The organism is Nitratireductor thuwali, from assembly GCF_036621415.1.
GTDB lineage: Bacteria > Pseudomonadota > Alphaproteobacteria > Rhizobiales > Rhizobiaceae > Chelativorans > Chelativorans thuwali.
Genome location: NZ_CP030941.1, coordinates 3653940 through 3676310 on the forward strand (window position 1 = coordinate 3653940; position 22371 = coordinate 3676310).

23 protein-coding genes, 1 tRNA gene and 1 pseudogene are annotated in these 22371 nt (G+C 58.7%); 11 read left to right on the forward strand and 14 right to left on the reverse strand.

Annotation, left to right across the window (positions count from 1 at the left end):
• The first annotated feature begins 13 nt into the window (after positions 1-13).
• The 3 genes from purM to NTH_RS17705 all read left to right on the forward strand — a co-directional run bounded on the left by purM (position 14) and on the right by NTH_RS17705 (position 2102).
• Positions 14-1078, forward strand: coding sequence for a phosphoribosylformylglycinamidine cyclo-ligase (purM, locus tag NTH_RS17695; protein WP_338531258.1), 1065 nt, complete (start codon positions 14-16; stop codon positions 1076-1078).
• Positions 1075-1782, forward strand: a complete 708-nt coding sequence (gene purN, locus NTH_RS17700) for a phosphoribosylglycinamide formyltransferase (RefSeq protein ID WP_338531259.1) — start codon at positions 1075-1077, stop codon at positions 1780-1782. Before purM ends, purN begins: the two co-directional genes overlap by 4 nt.
• 116 nt (positions 1783-1898) lie before the next feature.
• Positions 1899-2102, forward strand: coding sequence for a dodecin family protein (locus NTH_RS17705; protein ID WP_338531260.1), 204 nt, complete (start codon positions 1899-1901; stop codon positions 2100-2102).
• 217 nt (positions 2103-2319) lie between these two features.
• Here the strand turns inward: NTH_RS17705 and xseA are convergent, their stop codons facing one another.
• Complete coding sequence (xseA, locus tag NTH_RS17710) at positions 2320-3879, reverse strand: exodeoxyribonuclease VII large subunit (RefSeq protein ID WP_338531261.1); 1560 nt, start codon at positions 3877-3879, stop codon at positions 2320-2322.
• A 51-nt stretch (positions 3880-3930) separates the two neighbouring features.
• A complete protein-coding gene (locus tag NTH_RS17715; protein ID WP_338531262.1) occupies positions 3931-4881 on the reverse strand; it encodes a LysR substrate-binding domain-containing protein in 951 nt (316 codons plus the stop codon).
• Between the two features lie 247 nt (positions 4882-5128).
• Here NTH_RS17715 and NTH_RS17720 point away from each other — a divergent pair, with 247 nt between their 5' ends.
• The gene (locus NTH_RS17720; protein ID WP_338531263.1) at positions 5129-5416 is read left to right on the forward strand and encodes a DUF1127 domain-containing protein; all 288 of its coding nucleotides are present in this window, start codon (positions 5129-5131) and stop codon (positions 5414-5416) included.
• A gap of 460 nt (positions 5417-5876) precedes the next feature.
• On the opposite strand, the gene yacG is transcribed toward NTH_RS17720, so the two are convergent.
• The 9 genes from yacG to NTH_RS17765 form a co-directional block, all read right to left on the reverse strand.
• On the reverse strand, positions 5877-6071 hold the full coding sequence (gene yacG / locus NTH_RS17725) for a DNA gyrase inhibitor YacG (RefSeq protein WP_338531264.1): 195 nt from the start codon (positions 6069-6071) through the stop codon (positions 5877-5879).
• 3 nt (positions 6072-6074) lie between these two features.
• Entirely contained in the window at positions 6075-6704 is a 630-nt protein-coding gene (locus tag NTH_RS17730) for a Maf-like protein (RefSeq protein ID WP_338531265.1), read from the reverse strand.
• Positions 6705-6790: 86 nt separating this feature from the next.
• A complete protein-coding gene (gene infA / locus NTH_RS17735) occupies positions 6791-7009 on the reverse strand; it encodes a translation initiation factor IF-1 (protein WP_338531266.1) in 219 nt (72 codons plus the stop codon).
• Positions 7010-7125: 116 nt separating this feature from the next.
• Positions 7126-7587: a low molecular weight phosphatase family protein gene (locus NTH_RS17740; RefSeq protein ID WP_338531267.1), complete on the reverse strand. Its 462-nt coding sequence runs from the start codon at positions 7585-7587 to the stop codon at positions 7126-7128.
• Between the two features lie 100 nt (positions 7588-7687).
• On the reverse strand, positions 7688-8173 hold the full coding sequence (locus tag NTH_RS17745) for a UPF0262 family protein (protein ID WP_338531268.1): 486 nt from the start codon (positions 8171-8173) through the stop codon (positions 7688-7690).
• Positions 8174-8188: 15 nt separating this feature from the next.
• Positions 8189-9481, reverse strand: coding sequence for a histidinol dehydrogenase (gene hisD, locus NTH_RS17750; RefSeq protein WP_338531269.1), 1293 nt, complete (start codon positions 9479-9481; stop codon positions 8189-8191).
• A 10-nt stretch (positions 9482-9491) separates the two neighbouring features.
• Positions 9492-9929 carry a DUF2948 family protein gene (locus tag NTH_RS17755; RefSeq protein WP_338531270.1) on the reverse strand — a complete coding sequence of 146 codons (438 nt, stop codon included), beginning with the start codon at positions 9927-9929 and terminating at the stop codon, positions 9492-9494.
• Between the two features lie 88 nt (positions 9930-10017).
• Complete coding sequence (gene murA, locus NTH_RS17760; protein WP_338531271.1) at positions 10018-11307, reverse strand: UDP-N-acetylglucosamine 1-carboxyvinyltransferase; 1290 nt, start codon at positions 11305-11307, stop codon at positions 10018-10020.
• A 101-nt stretch (positions 11308-11408) separates the two neighbouring features.
• On the reverse strand, positions 11409-11606 hold the full coding sequence (locus tag NTH_RS17765; RefSeq protein ID WP_338531272.1) for a hypothetical protein: 198 nt from the start codon (positions 11604-11606) through the stop codon (positions 11409-11411).
• A gap of 161 nt (positions 11607-11767) precedes the next feature.
• Between NTH_RS17765 and NTH_RS17770 the strand changes: the two genes are divergently transcribed.
• Positions 11768-11842: transfer RNA gene (locus tag NTH_RS17770), tRNA-Thr, on the forward strand.
• Positions 11843-11938: 96 nt separating this feature from the next.
• Positions 11939-12925 (forward strand): site-specific integrase, encoded by a 987-nt coding sequence (locus NTH_RS17775; RefSeq protein WP_338531273.1) that lies wholly within the window; start codon positions 11939-11941, stop codon positions 12923-12925.
• A 635-nt stretch (positions 12926-13560) separates the two neighbouring features.
• Here the strand turns inward: NTH_RS17775 and NTH_RS17780 are convergent.
• Positions 13561-14538: a hypothetical protein gene (locus NTH_RS17780; protein ID WP_338531274.1), complete on the reverse strand. Its 978-nt coding sequence runs from the start codon at positions 14536-14538 to the stop codon at positions 13561-13563.
• Positions 14539-15452: 914 nt separating this feature from the next.
• Here NTH_RS17780 and NTH_RS17785 point away from each other — a divergent pair.
• The gene (locus NTH_RS17785) at positions 15453-16868 is read left to right on the forward strand and encodes a serine protease (protein WP_338531275.1); all 1416 of its coding nucleotides are present in this window, start codon (positions 15453-15455) and stop codon (positions 16866-16868) included.
• A gap of 173 nt (positions 16869-17041) precedes the next feature.
• Here the strand turns inward: NTH_RS17785 and NTH_RS23160 are convergent.
• Together NTH_RS23160 and NTH_RS23165 are read right to left on the reverse strand one after the other, a co-directional pair.
• Positions 17042-17119 (reverse strand): annotated as a pseudogene (locus tag NTH_RS23160) (transposase domain-containing protein); the annotation flags it as partial.
• Positions 17097-17267: a transposase gene (locus tag NTH_RS23165; protein WP_422392412.1), complete on the reverse strand. Its 171-nt coding sequence runs from the start codon at positions 17265-17267 to the stop codon at positions 17097-17099. The pseudogene NTH_RS23160 and the gene NTH_RS23165, both read right to left, overlap by 23 nt.
• A 446-nt stretch (positions 17268-17713) precedes the next feature.
• Between NTH_RS23165 and NTH_RS17790 the strand changes: the two genes are divergently transcribed.
• The 4 genes from NTH_RS17790 (at position 17714) to NTH_RS17805 (ending at position 22320) form a co-directional block, all read left to right on the forward strand.
• On the forward strand, positions 17714-18301 hold the full coding sequence (locus tag NTH_RS17790; protein ID WP_338531276.1) for a recombinase family protein: 588 nt from the start codon (positions 17714-17716) through the stop codon (positions 18299-18301).
• 86 nt (positions 18302-18387) lie between these two features.
• On the forward strand, positions 18388-19203 hold the full coding sequence (locus NTH_RS17795; RefSeq protein WP_338531277.1) for a DNA adenine methylase: 816 nt from the start codon (positions 18388-18390) through the stop codon (positions 19201-19203).
• Positions 19203-20417, forward strand: a complete 1215-nt coding sequence (locus NTH_RS17800) for a metallophosphoesterase family protein (RefSeq protein WP_338531278.1) — start codon at positions 19203-19205, stop codon at positions 20415-20417. The genes NTH_RS17795 and NTH_RS17800 overlap by 1 nt, the downstream gene beginning before the upstream one ends.
• Positions 20401-22320 (forward strand): hypothetical protein, encoded by a 1920-nt coding sequence (locus tag NTH_RS17805; RefSeq protein ID WP_338531279.1) that lies wholly within the window; start codon positions 20401-20403, stop codon positions 22318-22320. Before NTH_RS17800 ends, NTH_RS17805 begins: the two co-directional genes overlap by 17 nt.
• Positions 22321-22371 lie beyond the last annotated feature (51 nt).

Genomic DNA, 22371 nt, shown 5'->3' on the forward strand with positions numbered 1-22371 from the left:
ACAGAGGCGGGTCATGAGCGAAAAGAAAAACGGTCTCTCCTATGCGAAGGCCGGCGTCGATATCGACGCCGGCAATGCGATGGTGGAAAAGATAAAGCCGCTGGTGCGCTCCACGCGCAGGCCGGGCGCCGATGGCGAAATCGGCGGCTTCGGCGGACTCTTCGACCTCAAGGCCGCCGGCTTCACCGATCCGATCCTGATCGCTGCCAATGACGGTGTCGGGACCAAGCTGAAGATCGCCATCGAGGCCGGCAGGCACGACACGGTCGGCATCGACCTCGTCGCCATGTGCGTCAACGATCTGGTGGTGCAGGGGGCCGAACCGCTGTTCTTCCTCGACTATTTCGCCACCGGCAAGCTCGACCCCGAGCACGGTGCCGCCATCGTGTCGGGCATCGCCGAGGGCTGCCGCCAAGCCGGCTGCGCGCTGATCGGCGGCGAGACGGCGGAAATGCCCGGCATGTATCAAGGCGAAGATTACGACCTGGCAGGTTTTGCCGTGGGGGCGGCCGAGCGCGGCAGGCTGCTGCCCACCAACGACGTCGTCGAAGGCGACGTGATCCTCGGCCTGGCCTCCTCCGGCGTTCACTCCAACGGGTTTTCGCTCGTGCGCAAGATCGTCGAGTTGAGCGGACTCGGCTGGCGCGACGAAGCGCCCTTCGCCGGCGGCAAGTCCCTCGGCGAAGCCCTGCTGGAGCCGACCCGCATCTACGTGAAGCCGCTCCTCTCCGCGATTTCCGGCACCCATGGCATCAAGGCGCTGGCCCATATTACCGGCGGCGGCTTTCCCGAGAATATCCCGCGCGTCCTGTCGGCCGAATACGCCGCCGAGATCGATCTCGATGCCATCGAAGCGCCGCCGGTCTTCTCGTGGCTTGCCGAAACGGGCGGGGTGGAAGCCAGCGAAATGCTGCGCACCTTCAATTGCGGTATCGGCATGATCGCCGTCGTGGCGGCGGGGCAGGCCGCCCAGGTGGCTGCCGTCCTGCAGAAGGAGGGCGAGCATGTCACCACGCTCGGCCGCATATGCCCGCGCCGCGAGCACGGCGTGATCTACAACGGAGCGCTCCAGCTATGACCGCAAGGAAAACGGCAATCCTGATTTCCGGCCGAGGCTCCAATATGAGCTCGCTCATCCGCGCCGCGGCGGAGGCCGATTATCCGGCCGAAATCTGCGGCGTCATCTCCGACAATGCAGACGCGCCGGGGCTGGCGGCGGCCGAGGCGGCCGGCATTCCGGCGCTTGCCGTTACGCGCGGGGCGTTTCCGGATCGGCAGGCTTACGAGGCGGCCCTTGACGAGGCGCTTGCCGGTCTCGGCGCGGAAATCGTCTGCCTGGCCGGCTTCATGCGCATCCTGAGCCCCGATTTCGTGGGCCGCTTCCAAGGGCGGATGATCAACATCCATCCGTCCCTGCTGCCGCTGTTCAAGGGATTGGAGACGCATAAGCGGGTGCTTGAAGCCGGCATGCGCATCCACGGCTGCACCGTCCACTTCGTCACCGCGGAGATGGACGACGGTCCTATCATCGCGCAGGCCGCCATCCCTGTTCTGCCGCAGGACGACGAGGAAAAGCTCGCCGCCCGGATCCTGAAGATGGAGCACAGGATATATCCGCTCGCCCTGGCGCTGGTCGCCTCGGGCAAGGCGCGGATGGAGGGTGGGCGCACGGTTTTCGACCGGAATGCCAATATCGGCTGGGGCGAAACGGCCGCCCTGACAGTGCCGTCCTCAATCGAGGACGTATTCGACCTGGAAGACCTCGCCCGGCTGACGCCCTGAGGCTCGATCGGCCGGCAGGCGCCGGGACCCGATAGGCACACGCAACCTTCGCGAGCGGTGGAACATTCGCCGGGGACGGAGGTTCCGCGAGGGAGTCCAAGCCACAGGAGGGAAGGATGACCATCGCCCGCGTTACCGAAATATCCGCGACATCGCCCGACAGCTTCGACGACGCCGTCAAGCAAGGGATCGGCCGGGCCTCGAAGACGCTACGCAACATAACCAGTGCCTGGGTGAAGGACCAGAATGTCGAGATCGACGGCGACAAGGTTGCCGCCTACCGCGTCAACCTGGCCGTCACGTTCATCTTGGACGACTGACGGCTCTCGGCGCCTGGGCACCAATCGGGAAAACGAAGCTGCGGCAGGATGATAGACTGCCGCGGTGATTCAATTTGTCATCCCTGCCACGGGCATGGCGGCCGAGAGCTTCGTGCACGAGCAGCTAGATCAGTTCACCGTTTCAGAGCGCTGGACTGATCTAGCGGTTTGGTTTTACGCCGGACCGAGACCGGTTTCCACTTTTCCTTGGATCGCTCTAAAACAGGCTGCCCTGCTTGCCCGGATCCTTGGCCCCGGTATCTTTTCTGGGGCCCGCGACGGGTTTCCCCGCGATCACGGCACCTGCGATCTCGTCATAGAACTGAATGTGGACTTCCTGCCCGGCCGAAAGCTCCGCCGCACGCTTGACCGGCCGGTCGGATGCGTCCCTTACCAGCGCAAAACCGCGCTCCAGCACACCCTGGTAGGAGAGCGTCCTGGCCAATCGCTCGGTCTGATCGAGCCGTCCGCGTGCGCCATCGAGCCGCTGCCTGACCACCCGGTCGAGCCGCCCCGTGGCCGCGTCCAGCTTTTGCCGGTTGAGCGCAATGCGTTCGGACGTTACCCGCGGCGTGATCCGGCCGCCGTCGCGTTCGAGCCGTACCCGCTTGTTGCGCAGGAGGCCGGAAAAGACCACCGGCAGGCGCGCGCCGCATTGCGCTGCGCGGCGGCGCGCCTCGACGAGCCTGCGTTCGAGCGAGCCAATGGAAAGCCGCAGCCCTTCATGCTTGAGCCGCTTGCGCTGGGCGGAGGCGTGCAATGCGCGCACGATGCGCCCGGCCGCTTCGTCGAAACGCCGCCGCGGCAAAGCAAAAAGCTGATCAGGCGAGGGCAGGGCGCGCGCCACCGCGCGCAGGCCTTGGCTCCGCCGGTCAAGGTCGCGCGAGATCGCGCCCTTGAGCCGTGCCGAAAGACGCGCGAGTCCGGCTTCGAGTTCGGCCTTCACCGGCACCGCCATCTCTGCGGCGCCCGTGGGCGTCGGTGCGCGCCGGTCGGCGGCCAGGTCGATCAGCGTCCAGTCGGTCTCATGCCCGACGGCCGATATGATCGGTATCTGCGAAGCGGCCACCGCGCGCACGACGGCTTCGTCGTTGAAGCCCCATAAATCCTCCAGGCTACCGCCGCCCCGCGCCACGATCAAAAGGTCTGGGCGTGGCAGTGGCCCGCCGGGGTCGAATGTGTTGAAGCCCGCGATCGCGCGTGAGACCTCCGCCCCCGCCGTCTCGCCCTGCACCCTTACGGGCCAGACCAGCACATGCACCGGGAAACGGTCGGCGATGCGGTGGATGATATCGCGTATGACGGCGCCGGTGGGCGAGGTGACGACGCCGATCGTGCGCGGCATGAAGGGAAGGGGCCTCTTGCGCTCTTCGGCGAACAGCCCCTCCGCCCCGAGCTTGCGCTTGCGCTCCTCCAGAAGCGCCATCAGCGCGCCGGCACCGGCCGGCTCGATGCTTTCTATGACAATCTGGTATTTCGACGAGCCGGGATAGGTGGTCAGCTTGCCCGTCGCGATGACCTCGAGGCCCTCCTGCGGCAGGAATTTGAGCCTCGAGAATACGCCCTTCCAGATAACCGCTTCCAGCCGTGATCGCTCGTCCTTGAGCGAGAAATAGCAATGCCCCGAGGCGTGCGGGCCGCGGTAGCCCGAGATCTCGCCGCGCACGCGCACGTGGCCGAAGATGTCTTCGACCGTGCGCTTCAGGGCGATCGATATCTCGCTGACCGAGAATTCGGCAACATTGCTCAGCGAATCGGTGTTTTTCATATCAGACATGCGGCCGATTGAGCGGTCTGGCGGCGGTCGGGTCAACCCCGGCGTCATCCATCACCAGCCCGGCAGCACCTGGCTCGGCCGCAGCCGCTTGCCGCGCCGGTGGGTGAGGGATACGAAGTCGAAACCTTCGGCTTCGTCCGGCGTCAGCGGCACCGAGATATTGTCGAGGCTCTCGGTGACATGCCGTGCAAGCGCGTCCACCACCTCCATGTGGCTCGTTCGCCCCCGCATCAGGCCGATGCAGCAATCGGGCAGCGGCGGAAAGCCATCGTTCTCGCCGAGCACGCGCATCCCCGGCCGCAGCGCGCATTCGGGCAGGACCGATATGGCCGCGCCTGAGAGCACGGCCGCGCTGATGACCGTGGCAGAGAAGCTGGTGAACAGGGTCCGGTAGTCCCGCCCCATCTCGTTGAGCGCGTCGCAGGCGTGCCGCCGCCAGGTGCAGGTCGGGCGGCCGAACGCCATCGGCAGGATCTCACGCTCATGGGCCGCATGGCTCACGGACGACACCCACAGAAGCGGCTCGCGCCGCACGATCTCGGAGGCGCCGTCGTCGGTGAGAAGCGCAAGGTCCAGATGACCTTGCCGGACGTGATGGACGAGATTGGGCGTCGGCTCGCACAGGATCGACAACTCCACGCGCGGATTGGACCGCGAAAAGCGGGCCATGATTTCCGGCAGGAAGCGCTCCGCATAGTCGTCGGGCATGCCGATACGCACACTGCCTTCCAGCGTCTTGTCATCGAAGGCGGCAAGCGTTTCGCGATTGAGGCGCAGCATCCGCCGCGCGTAAAGAAGCAGCCGCTCCCCCTCCTCGGTCAGCCGGTTGGAGCGCCCATCCTTTTCGAAGAGCGGCTTGCCGACCCGCTCCTCCAGCCGCCGCATCTGCATGGATACGGCCGATTGGGTGCGGTGCACCTCGTCCGCCGCGCGCGTGAAACTGCCGGTATCGGCAATGGCGACGAAAGTGTTGAGCTGATCGAGATCGAGAGGGGCTACCATGGTGGCCATCCGTATCATCAGTGGTATTGATGCAAAACATTAGAAACATTCGTTCGACTAATCAATCTCGCCGTGAGAAAACGTGACCGTTCCGGCAAGGGCAATGACGCCGCCGGAAAAGAGTTTGCCCGCGGGCATTTCGCAGCCGACATCGCGCAACGCAGCGCCGCAGAATGTGTTCTGCGCGCGGCCTTGTTGTCGGCGGACCCGCAAGGCGGACGCGCCATTTATGTGAAGGAGAAGTCCGATGACTGCCGCTCACCACAGTGCAACGCCGATCACCGCTGCCGCCCGGCCGGGATTTGCCGCGCGCGTGGCTCGTGCGGCCGCCGGGCTCCTCGCGATCTGGAATTCACGCCGGGCCATGCGGCAACTCAGCGATCTCTCGGATTGGGAGCTGGCCGATCTCGGCCTTGTCCGCGAGGATATCGCGCGCGCCTACGAAGTCCCGCTTCTCGACGATCCCACGCTGCGGTTGCAGCAGATTGTCAGGAAGCGAGCCCGATCGGAAATGATCAGGCGTCGCCGTTCCTGAGTTCAAGGTTCTCCCATGCAGGCGTTCACTCCCATCACGCCGGTTCCCCCCGGCGGCCTGCATCTTTGCCCGGTTCCCTGTGAACCGGGCTTTTTTATTGCGCGATCTCGCCTGTTTGCAGAGAAACGTGCTCGCCGCTTTCCGACCTAGTCGACGGTTGAGCGTCTGCGCGAGGCGTGCTGTCCACGGCTTCGGGAGGCTTGAAAACGGTGGCTCTCGTGTCCTGGCAGGCGCCGGCGAAAAGCATGGCGAGTGCGCAGGCTAAGGCAATCGGCAGTCGATGCATCGAAACGACTCTCTCTTCATCGCGCTTGGCCGGTGCCAAGTCGGCTGCGGGCGCGCCCACGCTTTGGCTGAAAAGAGGGATAGCCGATCGGATGGAAATTACAACTATAAGTAGATAACAAAACAGAAAGCAATTACAGCGCGAGATTTCGGCACCGCTGTGGACAAGGAAATGTCAGTTTTCCTCGCCTTTGCCCTCATCGTCGAGAGGTGGTCCCGGAATGGCATAGGAGCCGGACAGCCAGCGGTTGAGGTCCACGTCCTTACACCGCTTCGAGCAGAAGGGATAGAATTCGCGCTCGGAAGGCTTGCCGCATTCCGGGCACGGTCTTCTGGGCCGCAGCGGGGTCACTTTCTCCGTATCAGGCAATCGTCAGTTTCCAGGTCCTGCAAGCCAGTTGAAATGTACTTTGTAGCCATCGGCCGTCAACAGATTGACGGTCTCGAACAGCGGCAGCCCCACCACATTGGTGTAGGAGCCGACGAGCTTGACCACGAAGGTGCCCGCCAGCCCCTGAATGCCATAGCCGCCCGCCTTGCCGCGCCATTCTCCCGATGCCAGGTAGCTCTCGAGCTCCTCGCGCGACAGCCGCTTGAAGCGGACACGCGTCTCCACCAGCCGGTGGCGCAGCTTGCCCTGCGGCGTGAAGAGGCAAACGCCCGTATAGACACGGTGCGAACGGCCGGAAAGCAGGCGCAGGCAGTTGGACGCCTCGTCCACCATCTCCGTCTTTGGCAGGATTCGACGGCCGACGGCGACCACCGTATCGGCCGCCAGCACGAAACAGTCCGTTGCCTCGCCGTCCTGATTCAGCCGCTCCAGCGCTTTTTCCGCCTTGCCGCGCGACAGCCTCTTGGCCAGCGAGCGGGGATGCTCGGCCTTGAGCGGCGTCTCGTCTATATTGGCCGGGACAAGGCGGTCGGGCTGTATGCCCGCCTGCTGCAGAAGTTCGACACGCCGCGGCGAGGCGGAGGCAAGCACGAGTTTCTTGAATTCGCTCATGGAAGGGGCACCGCCGCTAGAGAAATTCCAAGAGAAGCGGAAACCGGTTCTCCGTCTGGAACCGCGGCAAGACCAACATGCCCGCGCTACTTGAAGCGGTAGGTGATACGACCCTTGGACAGGTCGTATGGCGTCATTTCGACCAGCACCTTGTCGCCGGTGAGGACGCGGATGCGGTTCTTGCGCATGCGGCCGGCTGTATGGGCAATGATTTCGTGCTCGTTTTCCAGTTTTACGCGGAACATTGCGTTCGGCAGAAGCTCCGTCACGACTCCTGGAAACTCGAGAATGTCTTCTTTCGGCATCCGGTACCTTCTTGTTGGATCAACCTTCGGCCGGCGATGGAGCGCTGTTGCGGGACATGCCCGGCCAAAATCGCGCGGAACCTAGCCCATTCGTCATCATTTGTGAACAAGCTTGTTCAAGACTTGTTCCCTCCGGAAGGAACGCGGAAGCGGCTGGCGATGCGGTGGCTCAGCTTTTCGCGCACATCCCGGTAGGCAGCAAGGATCTGGTCGCGCGTGCCCTCGATGACGGAGGGATCGAGCGTCGGCCAATATTCGACATCCACCGACATGGAGCGCGTCAATTCGAGGGCCGCGTGGTGGGCTTCGGGGGCCAGCGTCACGATCAGGTCGAAATACGCGTCCTCCAGCTCATCAAGCGTGCGGGGCCGCCAGTCGCCAAGCTGCAGGCCGTCTTCCGCCAGCACGGCGTCGACGAAAGGATCACGCGCGCCGGCGCGCACGCCCGCGGAGGCGACGAAGGTGGTGCGCGGCAGCATCCTGCGCGCCAGCGCTTCGGCCATGGGCGAGCGGATAGCGTTCATGCCGCATAGAAAAAGCACCGAGTCGGGAATCGCCGCTCCCGGTTTTTCGTCCATGGGTTGGTCGCGTTGCGATACCGCAGACATCGGTTATGCCGGAAGACGGGAGTTGCGACCGCCTCGTCTTGTCAGATTGGTCAAAACGGCCCCCTCGGCGCTATCCACGCCAATGCAGCACGCAAACGAGCGTGAAAAGCCGCCGCGCCGTATCGAAATCGAGATCGATCTTGCCCCGCAAGCGGTCCATCAGCGTCTGCGAACCCTCATCGTGCAGCCCTCGGCGCCCCATGTCGATCGCTTCGATCTGGCTCGGCGTGGAGGTGCGGATCGCCTGATAATAGCTCTCGCAGATCAGAAAATAATCCTTCACGATGCGCCGGAAAGGTGTCAGCGACAGGATGTGGGTGACGACGGCCTCGCCGTCTTCCCGGGATATCTCGAAGACCAGGCGGGAATCGGCCAGCGATATCTTCAGCTTGTAGGGCCCATCCTTCTCGTCCCCCACCGGGCGGAAGCTGTTTTCCTCGACGAGGTCGAAGATCGCCACGGCGCGCTCATGCTCGACGTCCGGCGTGGCGCGCCCGACGGACTCATCCAGCTCGACATCGATGAGGCGCGCCGTGCCGGATTTCCTGTCGGTCATTGCCCTGCCTTGGTACTACATGTTCAGCCGGATCGAGACCGACCGGCCGTGTGCTTCCAGCCCCTCGGCGGCCGCCAGCGCGATCGCCGCAGGTCCCAATGCGCGGAGCTGTTCGGGCCCCAGCCGCAGCGTCGACATGCGCTTGACGAAGTCAAGCACCGAAAGCCCGGACGAAAAGCGCGCCGAGCGTGCCGTCGGCAGGACATGATTGGAGCCGCCGACATAATCGCCGATCGCTTCGGGTGTATGGCGACCGAGGAAAACCGCACCGGCATTGCGGATTTTCGGCAATAGATCGTCGGCCCGCACGGTCGCCAGCTCCAGATGCTCCGGCGCTATGCGGTCGATCAGGGAAGGGGCCTCGTCCAGCGAGCCGACGAGAATGACCGCGCCGAAGTCGCGCCAGCTCGCAGAAGCGATGTCGGCGCGAGAGAGCTGCCGCAACTGGCGCTCCACCGCCTCTACAACCGCATGGGCGAAATCCGCGTCCTCGGTCATCAGGATGGATTGTGCCGCCGTGTCGTGCTCCGCCTGCGCCAACAGGTCGGCCGCGATCCAGCCGGGATCGTTGTCGCGGTCGGCCACGACCAGCACTTCCGAAGGCCCGGCGATCATGTCGATGCCCACCCTGCCGAAGACCTGGCGCTTGGCAGCGGCCACATAGGCATTGCCCGGACCGACGATCTTGTCGACGGCGGGCACGGTTTCGGTACCATAGGCCAGCGCCGCCACGGCCTGTGCCCCGCCGATGCGGAAAATTTCGTCGACGCCCGCGATATCGGCGGCGACAAGCACCAGCGGGTTGAGCCTGCCGTCGGGCGCCGGCACCACCATGACGACGCGCTCCACGCCCGCCACCTTGGCCGGCACCGCATTCATCAGCACCGAGCTCGGATAGCTCGCCATGCCGCCGGGCACGTAAAGCCCGACCGTGGAGACGGCGGTCCAGCGCCAGCCCAGCTCCACGCCGATCGGGTCGGTATACTGCGCGTCCTGCGGCAACTGCCTGGCGTGATGGGTTCTGATGCGTTCGTGAGCCAGCCGCAGCGCGTCGAGCGTTTCCGGGCTACAGGCCCCATAGGCCGCCTCAATCTCGGCCCGCGTCACGCGCATGCCCGCCGCCGTCACGTCGAACCGGTCGAAGCGCTGCGTGTAGCCGGCGAGGGCGGCGTCGCCCTCGCGGCGCACCCGCGCGATGATCTCGCGCACAATATCGTCGACTTCCTGGCTTGCCTCGCGCTTGGTCTCCAGGAAGGCGGCGAAAGCGGCCTCGAAACCTTCGTCGGCGGTGGAAAGAGTGGCTGCCATAGGGGCTCCGTCAGGCTCTGTGGCGAGGGCGGATGGGCGTATCCCAGGCCGCACCCGTGTCGGCCAGCCGGGCCTCGATGCATTCGACGTCTAGCTGGATCGCCGCATCGCCCGAAAACAGCAGCTCGATCGTGCCGGATGGCGGCTCGCCGGGCACGAAGCGGACGGCAAGCAGCGACAGCACCTCGTCGGGTTTGTCCATCCTGATGCCGGCGGAGCGCGCAGCCAGGACGCGCTCGAAATGCAGCACGCTGTAGTGCCGCTCATGCTTGCGCCGGAAGAGGGCTCGCTTCTCCCGCTCCCAGGCGAAACGGTTCATGGCCAGCGCGAAGCGCTTCTCCTGCTGCAGGAAGGTGAGGTCGCGCACTTTCAGCACGGCGTCCTGCACATGGGCCGATATGATGGCCAGATCCTCTTCATCCAGGGCGACGAGCTTCAACAGATCCATTCACACTCTCCGGCCGCTACGCAATCATTCATGCCGATGTCCCGTGGGTGGCACGACCGTACCGCCTTTCGGCGACATCCAGCGGATTTCAGCCTGAAATCCGTTCGATCTCCGCGCCGCAGCCCGACAGCTTTTCCTCGAGCCGTTCGAAGCCGCGGTCGAGGTGATAGACGCGATTGACCAGCGTGTCGCCCTCCGCCGCCAATCCCGCGATGACGAGCGAGACCGAGGCTCGCAGGTCCGTCGCCATGACGGGAGCGCCATTGAGCTGGCCCACCCCTTCCACGATGGCGGTCTGCCCCGACAGCGAGATCTTCGCGCCGAGCCTGGCAAGCTCCTGCACATGCATGAAACGGTTCTCGAAGATGGTTTCGGTGATGTGCGAGGTGCCCTTCGCCATCGTCATCAGCGCCATGAACTGCGCCTGCAGGTCTGTCGGAAAGCCGGGGAAAGGATCCGTCGACACGTCGACGGCCGTGATTCCGGCTCCGTTGCGCCGCACGCGGATGCCCGTATTGGCCCGGGTGATCTCGGCGCCCGTCTGTTCGATTACGCCAAGCGCCGATTCCAGCAGGTCGGGCCGCGCCCCCTCGAGGAAGACGTCGCCGCCCGTCATCGCAACCGCCATCGCATAGGTGCCTGTCTCGATGCGGTCGGGGATGATGCGGTGGCGCGCGCCCGAGAGCGACGATACGCCCTCGATCACGATCGTCGACGTGCCCGCGCCCGAAATCTTCGCGCCCATGGCGTTCAGGCATTCGGCCAGGTTCACCACTTCGGGTTCGCGCGCGGCGTTTTCCAGCACCGTCTCGCCCCTGGCCAGCGCCGCTGCCATCATCAGCACATGCGTTGCGCCGACGGAAACCTTGGGAAACACATAGCGTGTTCCCACGAGCCCGTTCCTGGTTCGGGCATTGGCGTAACCGCCCTCGATATCGATCTCCGCGCCGAGCGCCCGCAGACCGTCGATGAACAGGTCGACAGGCCGTGTGCCGATGGCGCAGCCGCCGGGCAGCGAAACCCGCGCCTCGCCGACCCGGGCCAAAAGCGGGCCGATCACCCAGAAGCTCGCCCGCATTTTGGAAACCAGCTCATAGGGCGCGGTCGTATCGACGATGCTGCGCGCGGTGAAGTGGATGGTGCGCGAGTAGCCCTTGTCCTGGTTCTCGCGGCGGCCGTTCACGGAATAATCGACGCCGTGATTGCCGAGGATCCGGATGAGCTGCTCGACATCGGCCAGATGAGGGACGTTCTCCAGCGTCAGCGTATCGTCGGTCAGAAGCGACGCGATCATCAGGGGAAGCGCTGCGTTCTTTGCTCCGGAGACAGGAATCGTGCCGTTGAGCGCGCTGCCTCCCCGAATGCGAATGCGGTCCATGAACGTCTCTTTCCCGGGGAGTTGCCCCAGCTTGTCTAGAGTTGGTTGCCCGGTCTAGAGCAAGCTGCCGCACTGTTCAAGAAAATGCGCTGCCTGCACCCTCACGACCGGCTGTCGTCATTGCCAGGCTTGGCCGAGGGAATTCCTTCCTCGCGGCCGTCCGCCTCGCCGGCGCGCCGTGATCTTGCCTGCGCCTTTCGACGGGCCAGGTTGGCCCGCAGTTCAGCCGCCAGCCGCTCCGCGCGCCCGCCGTCCTTGCTGCTCGCCCTTTCGGGCTTTTCTTGGTCCTTGGCAGACAATCTCCTGCTCCTTCCCGTGATGGCCGATCTGCAACGCGCCTGCGGCCAAAATACCCGTTCTTCGACATCGAGCTAGTGCTTGCGCTTGTTCATACGATATGGCAGAACGCCGCCGACTTACAGCGCACGCGTCGTTTCGAACGCGCATTGCGCGTTCGTATGCTGCCGTAGCTCAGGGGTAGAGCACTCCCTTGGTAAGGGAGAGGCCGAGAGTTCAAATCTCTCCGGCAGCACCATTTAGTTCCCTGTTTTCCTTCGCTTTTCAGAACTCGCTCTAGTTCGGAGAGCCTTGTCATCAGCTGCTGTCACAATGAGGTCACAGTGGGTGAATCATGGCGAGCATTCGCAAGCGAAATGGGAAGTGGCAGGTCCAGATTCGCAGGACCGGACAAAAAGCAGCTTGTAAGACCTTCCTGATGAGGGGCGACGCCCTTCAATGGGGACGAGAGCAGGAGGTTCAAGCTGATAGGACAGCACTGGCCGTCAACCCGTCGTTACTGCGGAGGACCACTTTGGCAAAGTTGGTCGAAAGGTATGTGAGGGAAATCACCCCTCGAAAGAAATCGGCTTTGGCTGAGGCCTACGTCCTGCAGGCTTTCAAAAGGCACCGCATTTGCAAACTGTCACTCAGCGACCTGACCTCATCTCACTTCTGCGAATACCGTGATGAGCGGCTAACCGTCTTAAGCCCTGCCGGCCTGAGGCGAGAGTTTGCCGTAATCAGAAACGTTCTTTCCGTAGCGCAGAGCGAATGGGGAATACCGCTCAAGGAAAATCCAGCCAAGAATGTGCAGCTCAAGGTCGGCGACAAGCGTCGAGATAGGCGCCTTCGGGGCGATGAACTCCAACGCCTCATCAAAGCATCGAAGGAAACTCGAAATCCCTATTTGCTTTCCGTTTTTTTATTCGCCTTAGAAACCGGTATGCGCAGAGGCGAAATTCTTGGGATGGTCTGGAGGAACATCGACCTCCAACGCAGGTTCGTGAAGATCCTAGAGACGAAGAACGGGCATCCTCGCATCATTCCTTTGACTGCGGCAGCAATTTCACTTCTCGCAAGGCACACGCGGGAGAGCGACAGAGTTTTTCCGACCACCGGCAATGCGTTGCGCTTAGCTTGGGAGAGATTGACCAAGCGGGCAGGGATAGAGGATCTTCATTTTCACGACTTGCGTCACGAGGCGATCAGCCGATTCTTCGAAAGAGGACTGACTGTCCCCGAAGTCGCTTCGATAAGCGGTCACCGTGACCCGCGTATGCTTTTGCGATACGCTCACGCTGATCAGCAACGGTTGTTGGAAAAACTCGATAAGAATTAGGGGAGGTCAATGCGTTATCGCAACGCTTGTTCCTGCGGCTATCAGCTCACTCTTGTCGGGTTGTGCGATCAACCGTGACGGGTTCGTGACGCCGGGGGTGGTCGGGAGCCCCGCTTGGAACACGTTCGGCCTGAAGCGGACATTGAAATATATTGCGACCCGACGGCCACGTTCGAGCTCTGCCTGAAATGGGACAGAGCAGTAGACAAGCCCGCAACCGAGAAAGTTCGGAGCGCAATTGGCAAAGCCCTCATTCGCCGAGGGGAAAGTCCCTTTACCTGCCACAGCCCGACCGCTGACGCGATCCGTTCAACCAGATCAGCCGTGCAGGTGGACAGCCCATTGACCACCCACGGGTCAGGCGAAATAAGGCCCCGTACTCCGCTCACCAGCCGCCAGAAAACCGTTATCTGTGTTGGGCGCGAAAGGGGCGGATTTGGCACGAGTGTAAGGTGACTTGCCGCTAACCGACCTAGCATTGAATTTAACCCAACGGGCCCCAACTGAACGATGTTCCCGTAATGGCTCATAATCGGCCTGCTGGGAGCAGTTTATCGTTTTCGGCTGCCCAATGCCTGAAACTACCAAATGCCTCTCAGTGGTCGCGTATGGTGCCTTTACGGGCATTCGGAACCTCATCTCAGGAATTGATGGCGCCAGCCCCAATCTTCTCCTTGGATTCGGATGAAATCCAGCCTCCTTTGGCGATAGGCCTCGTATGCGGGTTGCATTTCCAAGTTCGTTATGTGGTCTTCGTAGTCGAGAGCTCCTGCGTTCTGAGCGGCGTCTGCATATCGCTCAAAATTGTCAAAGCCAAGCGCCCTCACCAATCCTTGATCGTGGGGAAGCTGAGGGAACAGTGTCTCGTCTGCGGCAATCTCGATGTTTGCTCCCATGATGTCTCTGTAGGCACCTGACATGGCCTCCCGTAACGCATCTTGTTGCCCATCCATCACGATGAAGCTGTCATGCACTGGAAGAGCGAGATTTCCGTCCGCCCTCATTCGGATCATCACCCGTTCAGCAATGTCCGAGTCGAGCCGTTGCAGTTGTATGCCAATTCCGCTGCGAAAATACGCTGCTATAGGTTGGTGTCGCTGTTCGAGTGCTTCGAGAAGTGTCCGCCAATCCCATCCTGGAGGACGAGAGGCTACCAGTGGTGCTCGGATATGTCCTCGGGCATTGATAATCTTGAACAGGGTCTTTTTCAGGAGGCCCCTATATTCCTGGGGAACCCCTTCAACGGCGTAGGCATCACCCTCCAGCTGGCGACCCTCCCTTGCATAAAGCATGGCGATTTGCATGTTGGAGTAATCCAACTCGGCAGTGGTGTAGCCGTTGATGGTGAGGAACTTGCGGTAGCGACCGGGGATACCTTGCCACCAGCCCCCATAGAAGCGACCTCCGTTCTCGAATGTCCCGTTGTTGAACACGCGATAGAGTTTTCTTCGAAAGAAAAGGTCGATCTCACGGCGGTGTGGCTTTGGATCGTTGAACTCGTCCCGCGCTTCGTCGGGGGTTCCTGTAAGCTGCCGGAAGTCATCGTCGGGAATGAGAAGATCAATCCAGTGATCATTTAGAAAGCCGTTGATGCGCTCAAGGCGCTCCTCCATCGCTCTGGTTTCGGCCGTGGGTGGAAAGTCAATGAACGGTCGTGGCCCTCCCTCGCCCTGTCGTTCAGCTCGAAGTCGAACGGAAGGGGCCTCATGCTCTTCAAAGAGAAGGGAAGCCCAAGGAGAATGGGGGTTATTCTCCAAAGTGTTCATAGTAAGACGTGGTGGTTCATTGTTAATGTGGGCCTCAGGTTGGGCATCAAGTGCCACCGTCTCTAGCTCCCGGATCAGTCGTTCCGTTGGTCTGAACCTTGTTGGGTGGCCAATATTTGCTAAGTGATCAAAATTCCCTCCTCTATGTTCAATGTACGAAGGTTCTTGCTGATGTAAGAAGCGCACAACACTTCTTACGTTTCTTAAGTCTAACCTTTGTGGATTGTAAGGGCCCGAGCGGTAGGGGTTACTATTGAGCGGAATTATTACGTAACGATTGAAATCAACGAGGTGCGTTTGAAAGAGGTTGGCTAGAACCACATTTAGGGTGTTCCTAATTTTTGTGACCGTATCTCTCCTGGGTCGCCTGCCTTCAGCTCGCAGAATGTCCCCTGTCATTGTTTCCAGGTATTCACGGAATCCTTCTCGAAGTACGAACCCTTGCCTGAGCCATCTTGCATGGCTGAAGTTGTCAACGTTTGGGGCGCGGTAGGGCATGCGAGGATCACAAAACTCCCGATCAGGCGGTTATTGAACCCCATTTTCGATGCATGACAAGCCGGTTGGAAATCAAAGCGTGCGCACTTTTGGACTCCGAAACGTTCGAGTTGTCGTGGCCCTGAAGCTGCTTAGTGCGCCGTTGTGGGATGACTGTACTGTCCAACAACCCCGCTTCAGTCACTTTTCGAACGGCATCCATTTGCTTTTCCAAGCGCCCTAAGCTGTAATCTGGCCCAGCGTTAGAAACGCGGGCGGGCAAAATGCGTATGAAATTAAACTCTGTGGTCCAGTGCATGGTCATGCTCTTTGTCAGCACTGCCGGGGCGAGTGCCAACTTCGCCAGATCCCAACAATGGTTCGATGCTCAGCCATACTCGATCAAGGAACAGCTACAATATGATCTTGTGGTAACAGGGCACTACCGTGGCTTCGTCGATGCGGAGTTCGGGATGCAAACATATAAGGCCCTGATTGCCTTCGAAGAACTCTCTGGCCTCAATCCCGATGGGGTACTCACACAATCTGAGTACAGTCGACTGCGCAGGCGAGCTCAAGAGCTGGTTCGTGCTTACGGATTTGCTGTTCAACGGGATCCCAAGACCGGCTTTGAAGGCCCGGTTCCTGTCGGACTACTCAGCAACCGTGAAGATCTAGAAGCAGGAACACGGTGGTTCACTTCGAACGACGGCATTGTGATCGAGACAGTTATTTTCCCTGAATGGAGCACACCATATTATCATCTTTATGGCGCACTTCCTTCTGCGAAGGGCCTTGGTGAACCAACCTACAAGAAATTTGAGCATGATTGGTTCGTAATCTCGGGAGAGGGTAGCGGCACCAGCTACTATGCCTTGGTGCGGCGAAATGGCCCGTTCAACTCCGGCTTCATTCTTCGGTGGCGTGACGAAATGGAGGATCGAGCGGTGCCGCTGACCGCCTACTTAGCTTCAAGCGTCAAATTCTTTCGGCCGGTTCTCCCAAACAAGCCGGAGGAAACCGAACAGTCCGTCAAAGGTGAGCCGTCGGAAGCTTCTGATGAACTTCCAAAGGGGTCTTTTTCCGGCAGCGGATTTTTTGTCTCGACCACTGGGCTGATCTTGACCAACTACCATGTTGTTGAAGATTGCACGGCGATCAGCGTGACCAACAAGGGCAGTGCGGAAGTCCTTCGGGTGAATGAAGAGGCTGATCTTGCTGCGATTCTGGTCAAGGAGCCCGGAAAGGTCCAAACCGCGATTTTCGCAGAAGAACCGCCACCGCTCGGTGGTTCGGTCATTGCAGGCGGATACCCGCTGTCTGATCTAGTAGCTGATGATTTCACCGTATCGTTCGGTAAGGTGACCGGCAGACGAGGCATCTTGGGGGATGAGACAAAGTTTTCAATGTCGCTTCCCGTCCAGCCTGGGAACTCAGGGGGGCCAGTGGTCGGCTCTGACGGCCGAATTGTGGGTGTTATGGTGGGCAAGTTGAACGAGAGAATGATGCTTGATCTTGTTGGCAGCACAGGAGCCAATTTCAGCTTCGCAATCGATGGAGCTCTGGCCAAGGATTTTCTCTCTCCGTTTAGGATAATGACGAATAATCCAGCAGTGCGGAGCGCGACGCAGTTCTCCGATGTGGAGGTCGTGTCTAATTTGGAACCGTACACGGTTCAGGTGGTCTGTACCCGCGAATAGGGACCTTCCAGCGGACACGTCCGTTATAGCGACGCGTCAGCCAACTCCTCACGTCAGACCAACAGCGCCTCTCACTGTGTCATTGCGCATTCCCGGCAAGACTTCTGCGCCTCGGTGATTGTGGCCTGTTATCGCCAACTGCTTGTCTATGGTGAGCGACAAGCTGAAGCCGTTCAGGTCGTGTAGTTCCACGGCATGAGTGCATCGATTTCGCTGCTCGGCCAGCCGTTAGCAATGCGCTCGAGCGTTTGGGCGAATGCCAACCCGATGGGCGACGGCCGAGACGTTTGCGCCAGGCTCCAGTGCCTCTGCGACAAGCTGCGCCTTGAACGCATCCGACCAACGCGGACGAAGTTGCCGTGGGACACCCTCGAGGCGATCAGCAACCGCTACGATCATGTGAAATGTTCTAGCTTCAGAACCAGGCGCAGACACAGAAGCTCACAGCAGCTCATCGTGTCCGCCCATGATATCGACCGCTCGCCCTCTTCGCCAGACGGGTCTCCATGCCGCTTACTGTCTATAACCCGATGCAGGTATAGAGTTAAAAGTTAACAGGTTCAGAAATTCAAAACCGGTGGGGGGCGTGTATGCGGGCTGGGCACCCCTCCCCACGGCGCTTGCCTGCCCCATGGCCGTTGGTCCGAGGCCAGGGAGGCGCTTCAAAAGCGTCCCGGATCCTGTTGTTACGGAATAGCCCGAGAAGGGTTGCAGCCGCCCTTCTTGTGCATGGTGTTCAAAAAACCCTGTGAACATCTGATACGCAAGGCCGTTGATTTTTCAGCTCTTGCCAAGCCGATTCTGCTTGTTCATAAAACAGATGTTTTTCGAACATGGAGGATATCATGAAACGAGCCGCTCTATATCTGAGAGTGAGCACCAAAGAGCAGACGACACAGAACCAGCGAATAGAGCTTGAACGTGTAGCTGAAGCCAAAGGCTGGCGCATTGTGTCTGTGTTCGAAGACGACGGCATCAGCGGCGCGAAAGGCAGAGACAAGCGGCCATCATTCGACCATGCGCTGAAGGATGCAGTCAGAGCCAAGCTCGACGTGCTGATGGCATGGGATGTATCTAGGCTTGGAAGAAGCCTTGCCGGATTAGTGCAAACCCTGGACGATCTTCATGCCAATGGAGTGGACCTCTACCTCCACCAGCAGGCAATCGACACTACCACGCCTTCTGGGAAGGCAATGTTCCAGATGTGTGGTGTCTTTGCGGAATTCGAGCGTTCCATGATAAGTGAACGCGTACGAGCGGGGTTATCTAGGGCAGCGAGCAATGGAACGAAACTAGGAAGACCGATAGCTGTTGCGAATTTGAAGGAAATTCAGCGAGAGCGTGAAGAAGGCAAGAGCATTAGGAGGATCGCCGCAAATCACGCCTTATCAGTGGGTACCGTTCATCGGCTATTGAAGACTATCTCGGGATAGCCCGATGGTGATGGAGGGTGCTGTGACCATTGCACGGCACGAAGCCATGACCTATCGTGCCCACAAGTGGAGACCGAGGGGGCTAGATGAGCAAAAGGCCATTGCTGCGATGGGCGGGCAGCAAGAGGAGTAGCATCGAAAGTTTGCTTTCTTGGATGCCAAGCCAAATTCAGACCTATATAGAGCCGTTCTGCGGATCTGCCGCTATTTCCTTTCATGTAAATGCGAAGATTTGTGTCCTTTCCGACATAAACGAAAGGCTTATTAATTTTTATGAGCAATGCAGGGATTCTAGTTCAGAGCTATACGCAGAATATCGATCCTTGGAGACGAATAAAGAAGCCTATTACACCATTCGAGATAAGTTCAACAACGAGAAGGATGATTTCGTTTCGGCCGTTTATTTCTATTATCTAAACAGAAATTGCTTTAACGGGCTATATAGGACCAACAAGAACGGAGAGTTCAATGTTCCGTATTCGGATTCTCGCATAGGTAGTCCCCTTAGCCGAGAGGAATTCGTTTCGTTGTGCGCAAGGTTGAAGCGATTTATCCTCAGAAAAGGAGATTTCGAGGCGACAGTGAATGATTTTCTTGGGCCGGAAAGCTTCTTTTTTATCGACCCTCCTTATGCTGTCTCCCGTCGCGCGCCTTTCACCGAATATGATGCCAAAGACTTCAATGCCGCGGATTTAAATCGCTTGCTGAAATGTTTGGAAGCTATCGACGACAGCGGCGGCAAGTTCCTTTTTACCTACGATGGCGCCTCGGAGGCGAAACTATTGCAACGCCCGTCGTGGTCAATAGCAAGCGTGAGGGTCCGTCGGAACATTTCTGGCTTCGCTGGAGGCCGACGTAGCGCTTCTGAGATAGTCATTTCCAATTATCGGCTCGACAGCTAATGAAGATCCTAGTCCTCAGCGATCTCCACGCCTTTACACCTAACGACGCTGTTGGTGGGAGAGCTCCATCAATTCTGGTCAATTCCAAGAGTGGTGACCGCGGCGTCGTGAATCCCATCTCCTTAATCCCGGAAGTTCTGAGAGACGAAGGTCTTGAGGTGGACTGGATCTTATGTCCCGGCGACATAGCTGACAGAGCTGATCCTGATGCACAGGAGTTCGCCTGGAGGGCACTGACTGGTCTCAAGCAAGAAGTCGGTGCTCGACTACTCCTCGCCACCGCCGGAAACCACGATCTAGACTCACGCTTGAAGCACAGCCAGTACGATCCCAAGGGAGCACTACAAGCTCTGGTGCCTCCCTTTCCAGGATTGGATAATGAGACGTGCGATAAGTATTGGTCACGTAATTTCCATATCCATATAGAAAATGGTATTCGTCTTGTAAATCTTAATAGCGCAGCATTCCATGGGTATTCGTCTGAAGATGAGGTTAAAAATCCGGAATTTATGCATGGAAGGGTGAGTGAGAGAACAATTTCGAACATTGAGGAAGCATTGCGGGGGGAGGATTGCGAACTAAATATACTTTTTACGCACCACCATATATATAAGGACGACAGGATTTACGACGAAGACTACAGTGAGATGAAGTATGGTAGCCGTCTAGTAGATCGTCTTACAGAGCTTACATTGTCCAGCTGGCTTGTTATTCACGGGCATCAGCACTACCCAGAGATACGATACGGCCCTGGGAAAGCTCATCTTCCCGTGCTTTTTTCATCGGGAAGCGTTTCTGCGGTTATCGATGCCCCATATTCCTCGGAGGCTCCGAACCAGTTCTATCATGTGACACTCTTCCCCGATCGGGATGACACCAACAATTGGACTCCGTGCGGCGTGGTGCGTGCATGGCATTGGGAACTCCGCAAACATTGGCAGCGGACACCACGCAACTTCAACATTCCATATGGCTACGGATTTGGGTGTAGGACAGGAGCTCTTGAGCTCGCTCAAAGGGTTAAGAAAACGATGGAGGAGCAGTCACAACCGCTACTGGAGGGGAAAGATGTCTTTGCTCACATACCTGAAATGAAGTTCCTTCTCAAAGAAGGTTTTGATGAAGTGATAAAGCATTTGGCAGGCCTTGGGGTAAAATATTCCCAAGGCGAGATACCTAACGAGAGTGTGTTCCGCCTTGCCCAAACCCCATAGCTCCGCCCTATTTGAGACGTATAATGCTCGCTTTGTTGATCCGCAGACCGTAGCAGATACATTTGTATTGCGGGACAAGGAGTTTCGGCTTCTATGCCAGCAGAATAATTCTATTATTATAGGACCAAGGGGAAGTGGCAAGACAACTTTGCTAAAGATGCTCAAGGTCGGGGCGCAAATTCGCTGGAAAACCATGAAGCAGGCGAAGACGCTTCGGCGTTTCAGTTTTACGCCCATCTACGTGGGAGCCGATCGACAATTTGATTTGCTTGTCGGAAGCCTTCGAGATTTCAAGCAAATTACAGAATTGGTAGAAATACTGGGGAAAGCGCTCCTTTCTGTGCGAGTAAAATTCGCCTGCTTAGATACTGTTAAAGAGATTGTTGACGATCGGCTGGAGGATATAGAAAACCTATCGCATCAATATGTAAGGCTTAATAAGGAAAAGGAGGTAAGGATTTGCAATACCCTGTCGTTGTCATGGGGATTATCTGAAAGGGCGCATTCCTTTCTGGAAGTCAGGTCGCTCTTGCACAAGCATATTTCGAAAATTAACACTATAATCGAAAGGGTAAGGTATAATTATATTAAAAACATAGAACAAGTGGTTTCTAGTGAAGAGTTCATAACGCATGACCCGATATACTCATGCGCAGCATTTATAGATGCGTTCAACAGCATTGCTGGGACAGACAGCAAGGTTTGGGCGCTCTGCATAGATGAGCTGGAGATAATGCCAGATCCTTTGCAGAAGTATCTGTTTGCATGCCTGCGCTCGATTGATCAGCGGATTGTTCTGAAACTGGCGACCAGTCCTTTCTCTGCCATAACATGGGAGCGAGCTTCTGTTGATCGTCCGATGCCTGGGCACGATTTCACGGTCATTAATCTCGCTTATGGAAATAAGCGGGAGGCGAAGCGCTTCACTGCCCGACTACTAGACGCCCTGCTCCTTGCGGAGGGGACCCGTTTTCAAGCCAAACGACCCACCGAACGCGGTGAGGCGGTTTTGGGTGAGTCGCCCATTCGTGAGGGCGCGACGCTCCCGGCGGGAGGAGGGCCGTATGCTCCACCGGATGGGGCTCACTACCGACGATTCGTCTCCCTCAGGGAAAAGGATGTTGGTTTCAGACAATTTTTGGAGGACAGGGCAATTGTTCTCGAAAAACTCCACAAAGAGCCGGAGTCTCGTAGGGCGGGACAGGCGCGAAAATACATATGGCAAGTCGCCATACGAAACGAGTTCGGACCAACCAACGTTTTCACCCGCCCGGATCAGACAGAGGCAAGGCGGCCCCCGAGCAAAAAACGGATACCGGACGTCTATTTAGGTTACGACTCGCTTCTTACCATCTGCGAGGGAAATCCGAGAACAACAATTGGGCTCCTTCGGCCAATAGTCAAACATTTCACCGGTGTCGGCGGAGTTGTAAAGAAGGAGGTACAGGCAGCATACCTCCAAGCGGCGATCGCAAAGTACATCTCGCTTTTGTCTACCATACCGGTAAATGACGACGGAGGCAGATCGGCAATAGACTTGTTAGATCAGATAGGAGAGTTTTTATCTCATGAGGTGAATGGTCAGATTTTTAAGCCCGAGCCTAGCTTATCATTAAAGATTGATAACAATGTACCTTTGCCTGTGCGTGAAGCGTTGGGTAGTGCAATGAATCAAGGAGCGCTGGTGATGTTATCAGACGATATCGACGCCTTTGATTACGGAGCAATATCTGGAGCTCGGCTCCGTCTTTCGTACCTCTTGTGCCCGCGATATCATCTTCCACTCACGTTTGGTCAGCCGCTGCGTCTGTCCACCATCCTTGGACGCGAGCGAGGCGGACGAATTAGAAGGCATCTTTCAATGCGTGATCTATTCGAGATGGATGAGGATGATAAGTCGTAGGTACAGAGCCCACCGCAGGCTATGGCGTGAAGGCGAAGATGTTAATGTTAC

Excerpts from the sequence above, each read along its gene's own strand:
- purM (WP_338531258.1), top strand. The coding sequence starts at position 14 with ATGAGCGAAAAGAAAAACGGTCTCTCCTATGCGAAGGCCGGCGTCGAT.
- purN (WP_338531259.1), top strand. The coding sequence starts at position 1,075 with ATGACCGCAAGGAAAACGGCAATCCTGATTTCCGGCCGAGGCTCCAAT.
- NTH_RS17705 (WP_338531260.1), top strand. The coding sequence starts at position 1,899 with ATGACCATCGCCCGCGTTACCGAAATATCCGCGACATCGCCCGACAGC.
- xseA (WP_338531261.1), bottom strand. The coding sequence starts at position 3,879 with ATGTCTGATATGAAAAACACCGATTCGCTGAGCAATGTTGCCGAATTC.
- NTH_RS17715 (WP_338531262.1), bottom strand. The coding sequence starts at position 4,881 with ATGGTAGCCCCTCTCGATCTCGATCAGCTCAACACTTTCGTCGCCATT.
- NTH_RS17720 (WP_338531263.1), top strand. The coding sequence starts at position 5,129 with ATGACTGCCGCTCACCACAGTGCAACGCCGATCACCGCTGCCGCCCGG.
- NTH_RS17730 (WP_338531265.1), bottom strand. The coding sequence starts at position 6,704 with ATGAGCGAATTCAAGAAACTCGTGCTTGCCTCCGCCTCGCCGCGGCGT.
- infA (WP_338531266.1), bottom strand. The coding sequence starts at position 7,009 with ATGCCGAAAGAAGACATTCTCGAGTTTCCAGGAGTCGTGACGGAGCTT.
- NTH_RS17740 (WP_338531267.1), bottom strand. The coding sequence starts at position 7,587 with ATGGACGAAAAACCGGGAGCGGCGATTCCCGACTCGGTGCTTTTTCTA.
- NTH_RS17745 (WP_338531268.1), bottom strand. The coding sequence starts at position 8,173 with ATGACCGACAGGAAATCCGGCACGGCGCGCCTCATCGATGTCGAGCTG.
- hisD (WP_338531269.1), bottom strand. The coding sequence starts at position 9,481 with ATGGCAGCCACTCTTTCCACCGCCGACGAAGGTTTCGAGGCCGCTTTC.
- NTH_RS17755 (WP_338531270.1), bottom strand. The coding sequence starts at position 9,929 with ATGGATCTGTTGAAGCTCGTCGCCCTGGATGAAGAGGATCTGGCCATC.
- murA (WP_338531271.1), bottom strand. The coding sequence starts at position 11,307 with ATGGACCGCATTCGCATTCGGGGAGGCAGCGCGCTCAACGGCACGATT.
- NTH_RS17775 (WP_338531273.1), top strand. The coding sequence starts at position 11,939 with ATGGCGAGCATTCGCAAGCGAAATGGGAAGTGGCAGGTCCAGATTCGC.
- NTH_RS17780 (WP_338531274.1), bottom strand. The coding sequence starts at position 14,538 with ATGGAGGAGCGCCTTGAGCGCATCAACGGCTTTCTAAATGATCACTGG.
- NTH_RS17785 (WP_338531275.1), top strand. The coding sequence starts at position 15,453 with ATGCGTATGAAATTAAACTCTGTGGTCCAGTGCATGGTCATGCTCTTT.
- NTH_RS23165 (WP_422392412.1), bottom strand. The coding sequence starts at position 17,267 with ATGATCGTAGCGGTTGCTGATCGCCTCGAGGGTGTCCCACGGCAACTT.
- NTH_RS17790 (WP_338531276.1), top strand. The coding sequence starts at position 17,714 with ATGAAACGAGCCGCTCTATATCTGAGAGTGAGCACCAAAGAGCAGACG.
- NTH_RS17795 (WP_338531277.1), top strand. The coding sequence starts at position 18,388 with ATGAGCAAAAGGCCATTGCTGCGATGGGCGGGCAGCAAGAGGAGTAGC.
- NTH_RS17800 (WP_338531278.1), top strand. The coding sequence starts at position 19,203 with ATGAAGATCCTAGTCCTCAGCGATCTCCACGCCTTTACACCTAACGAC.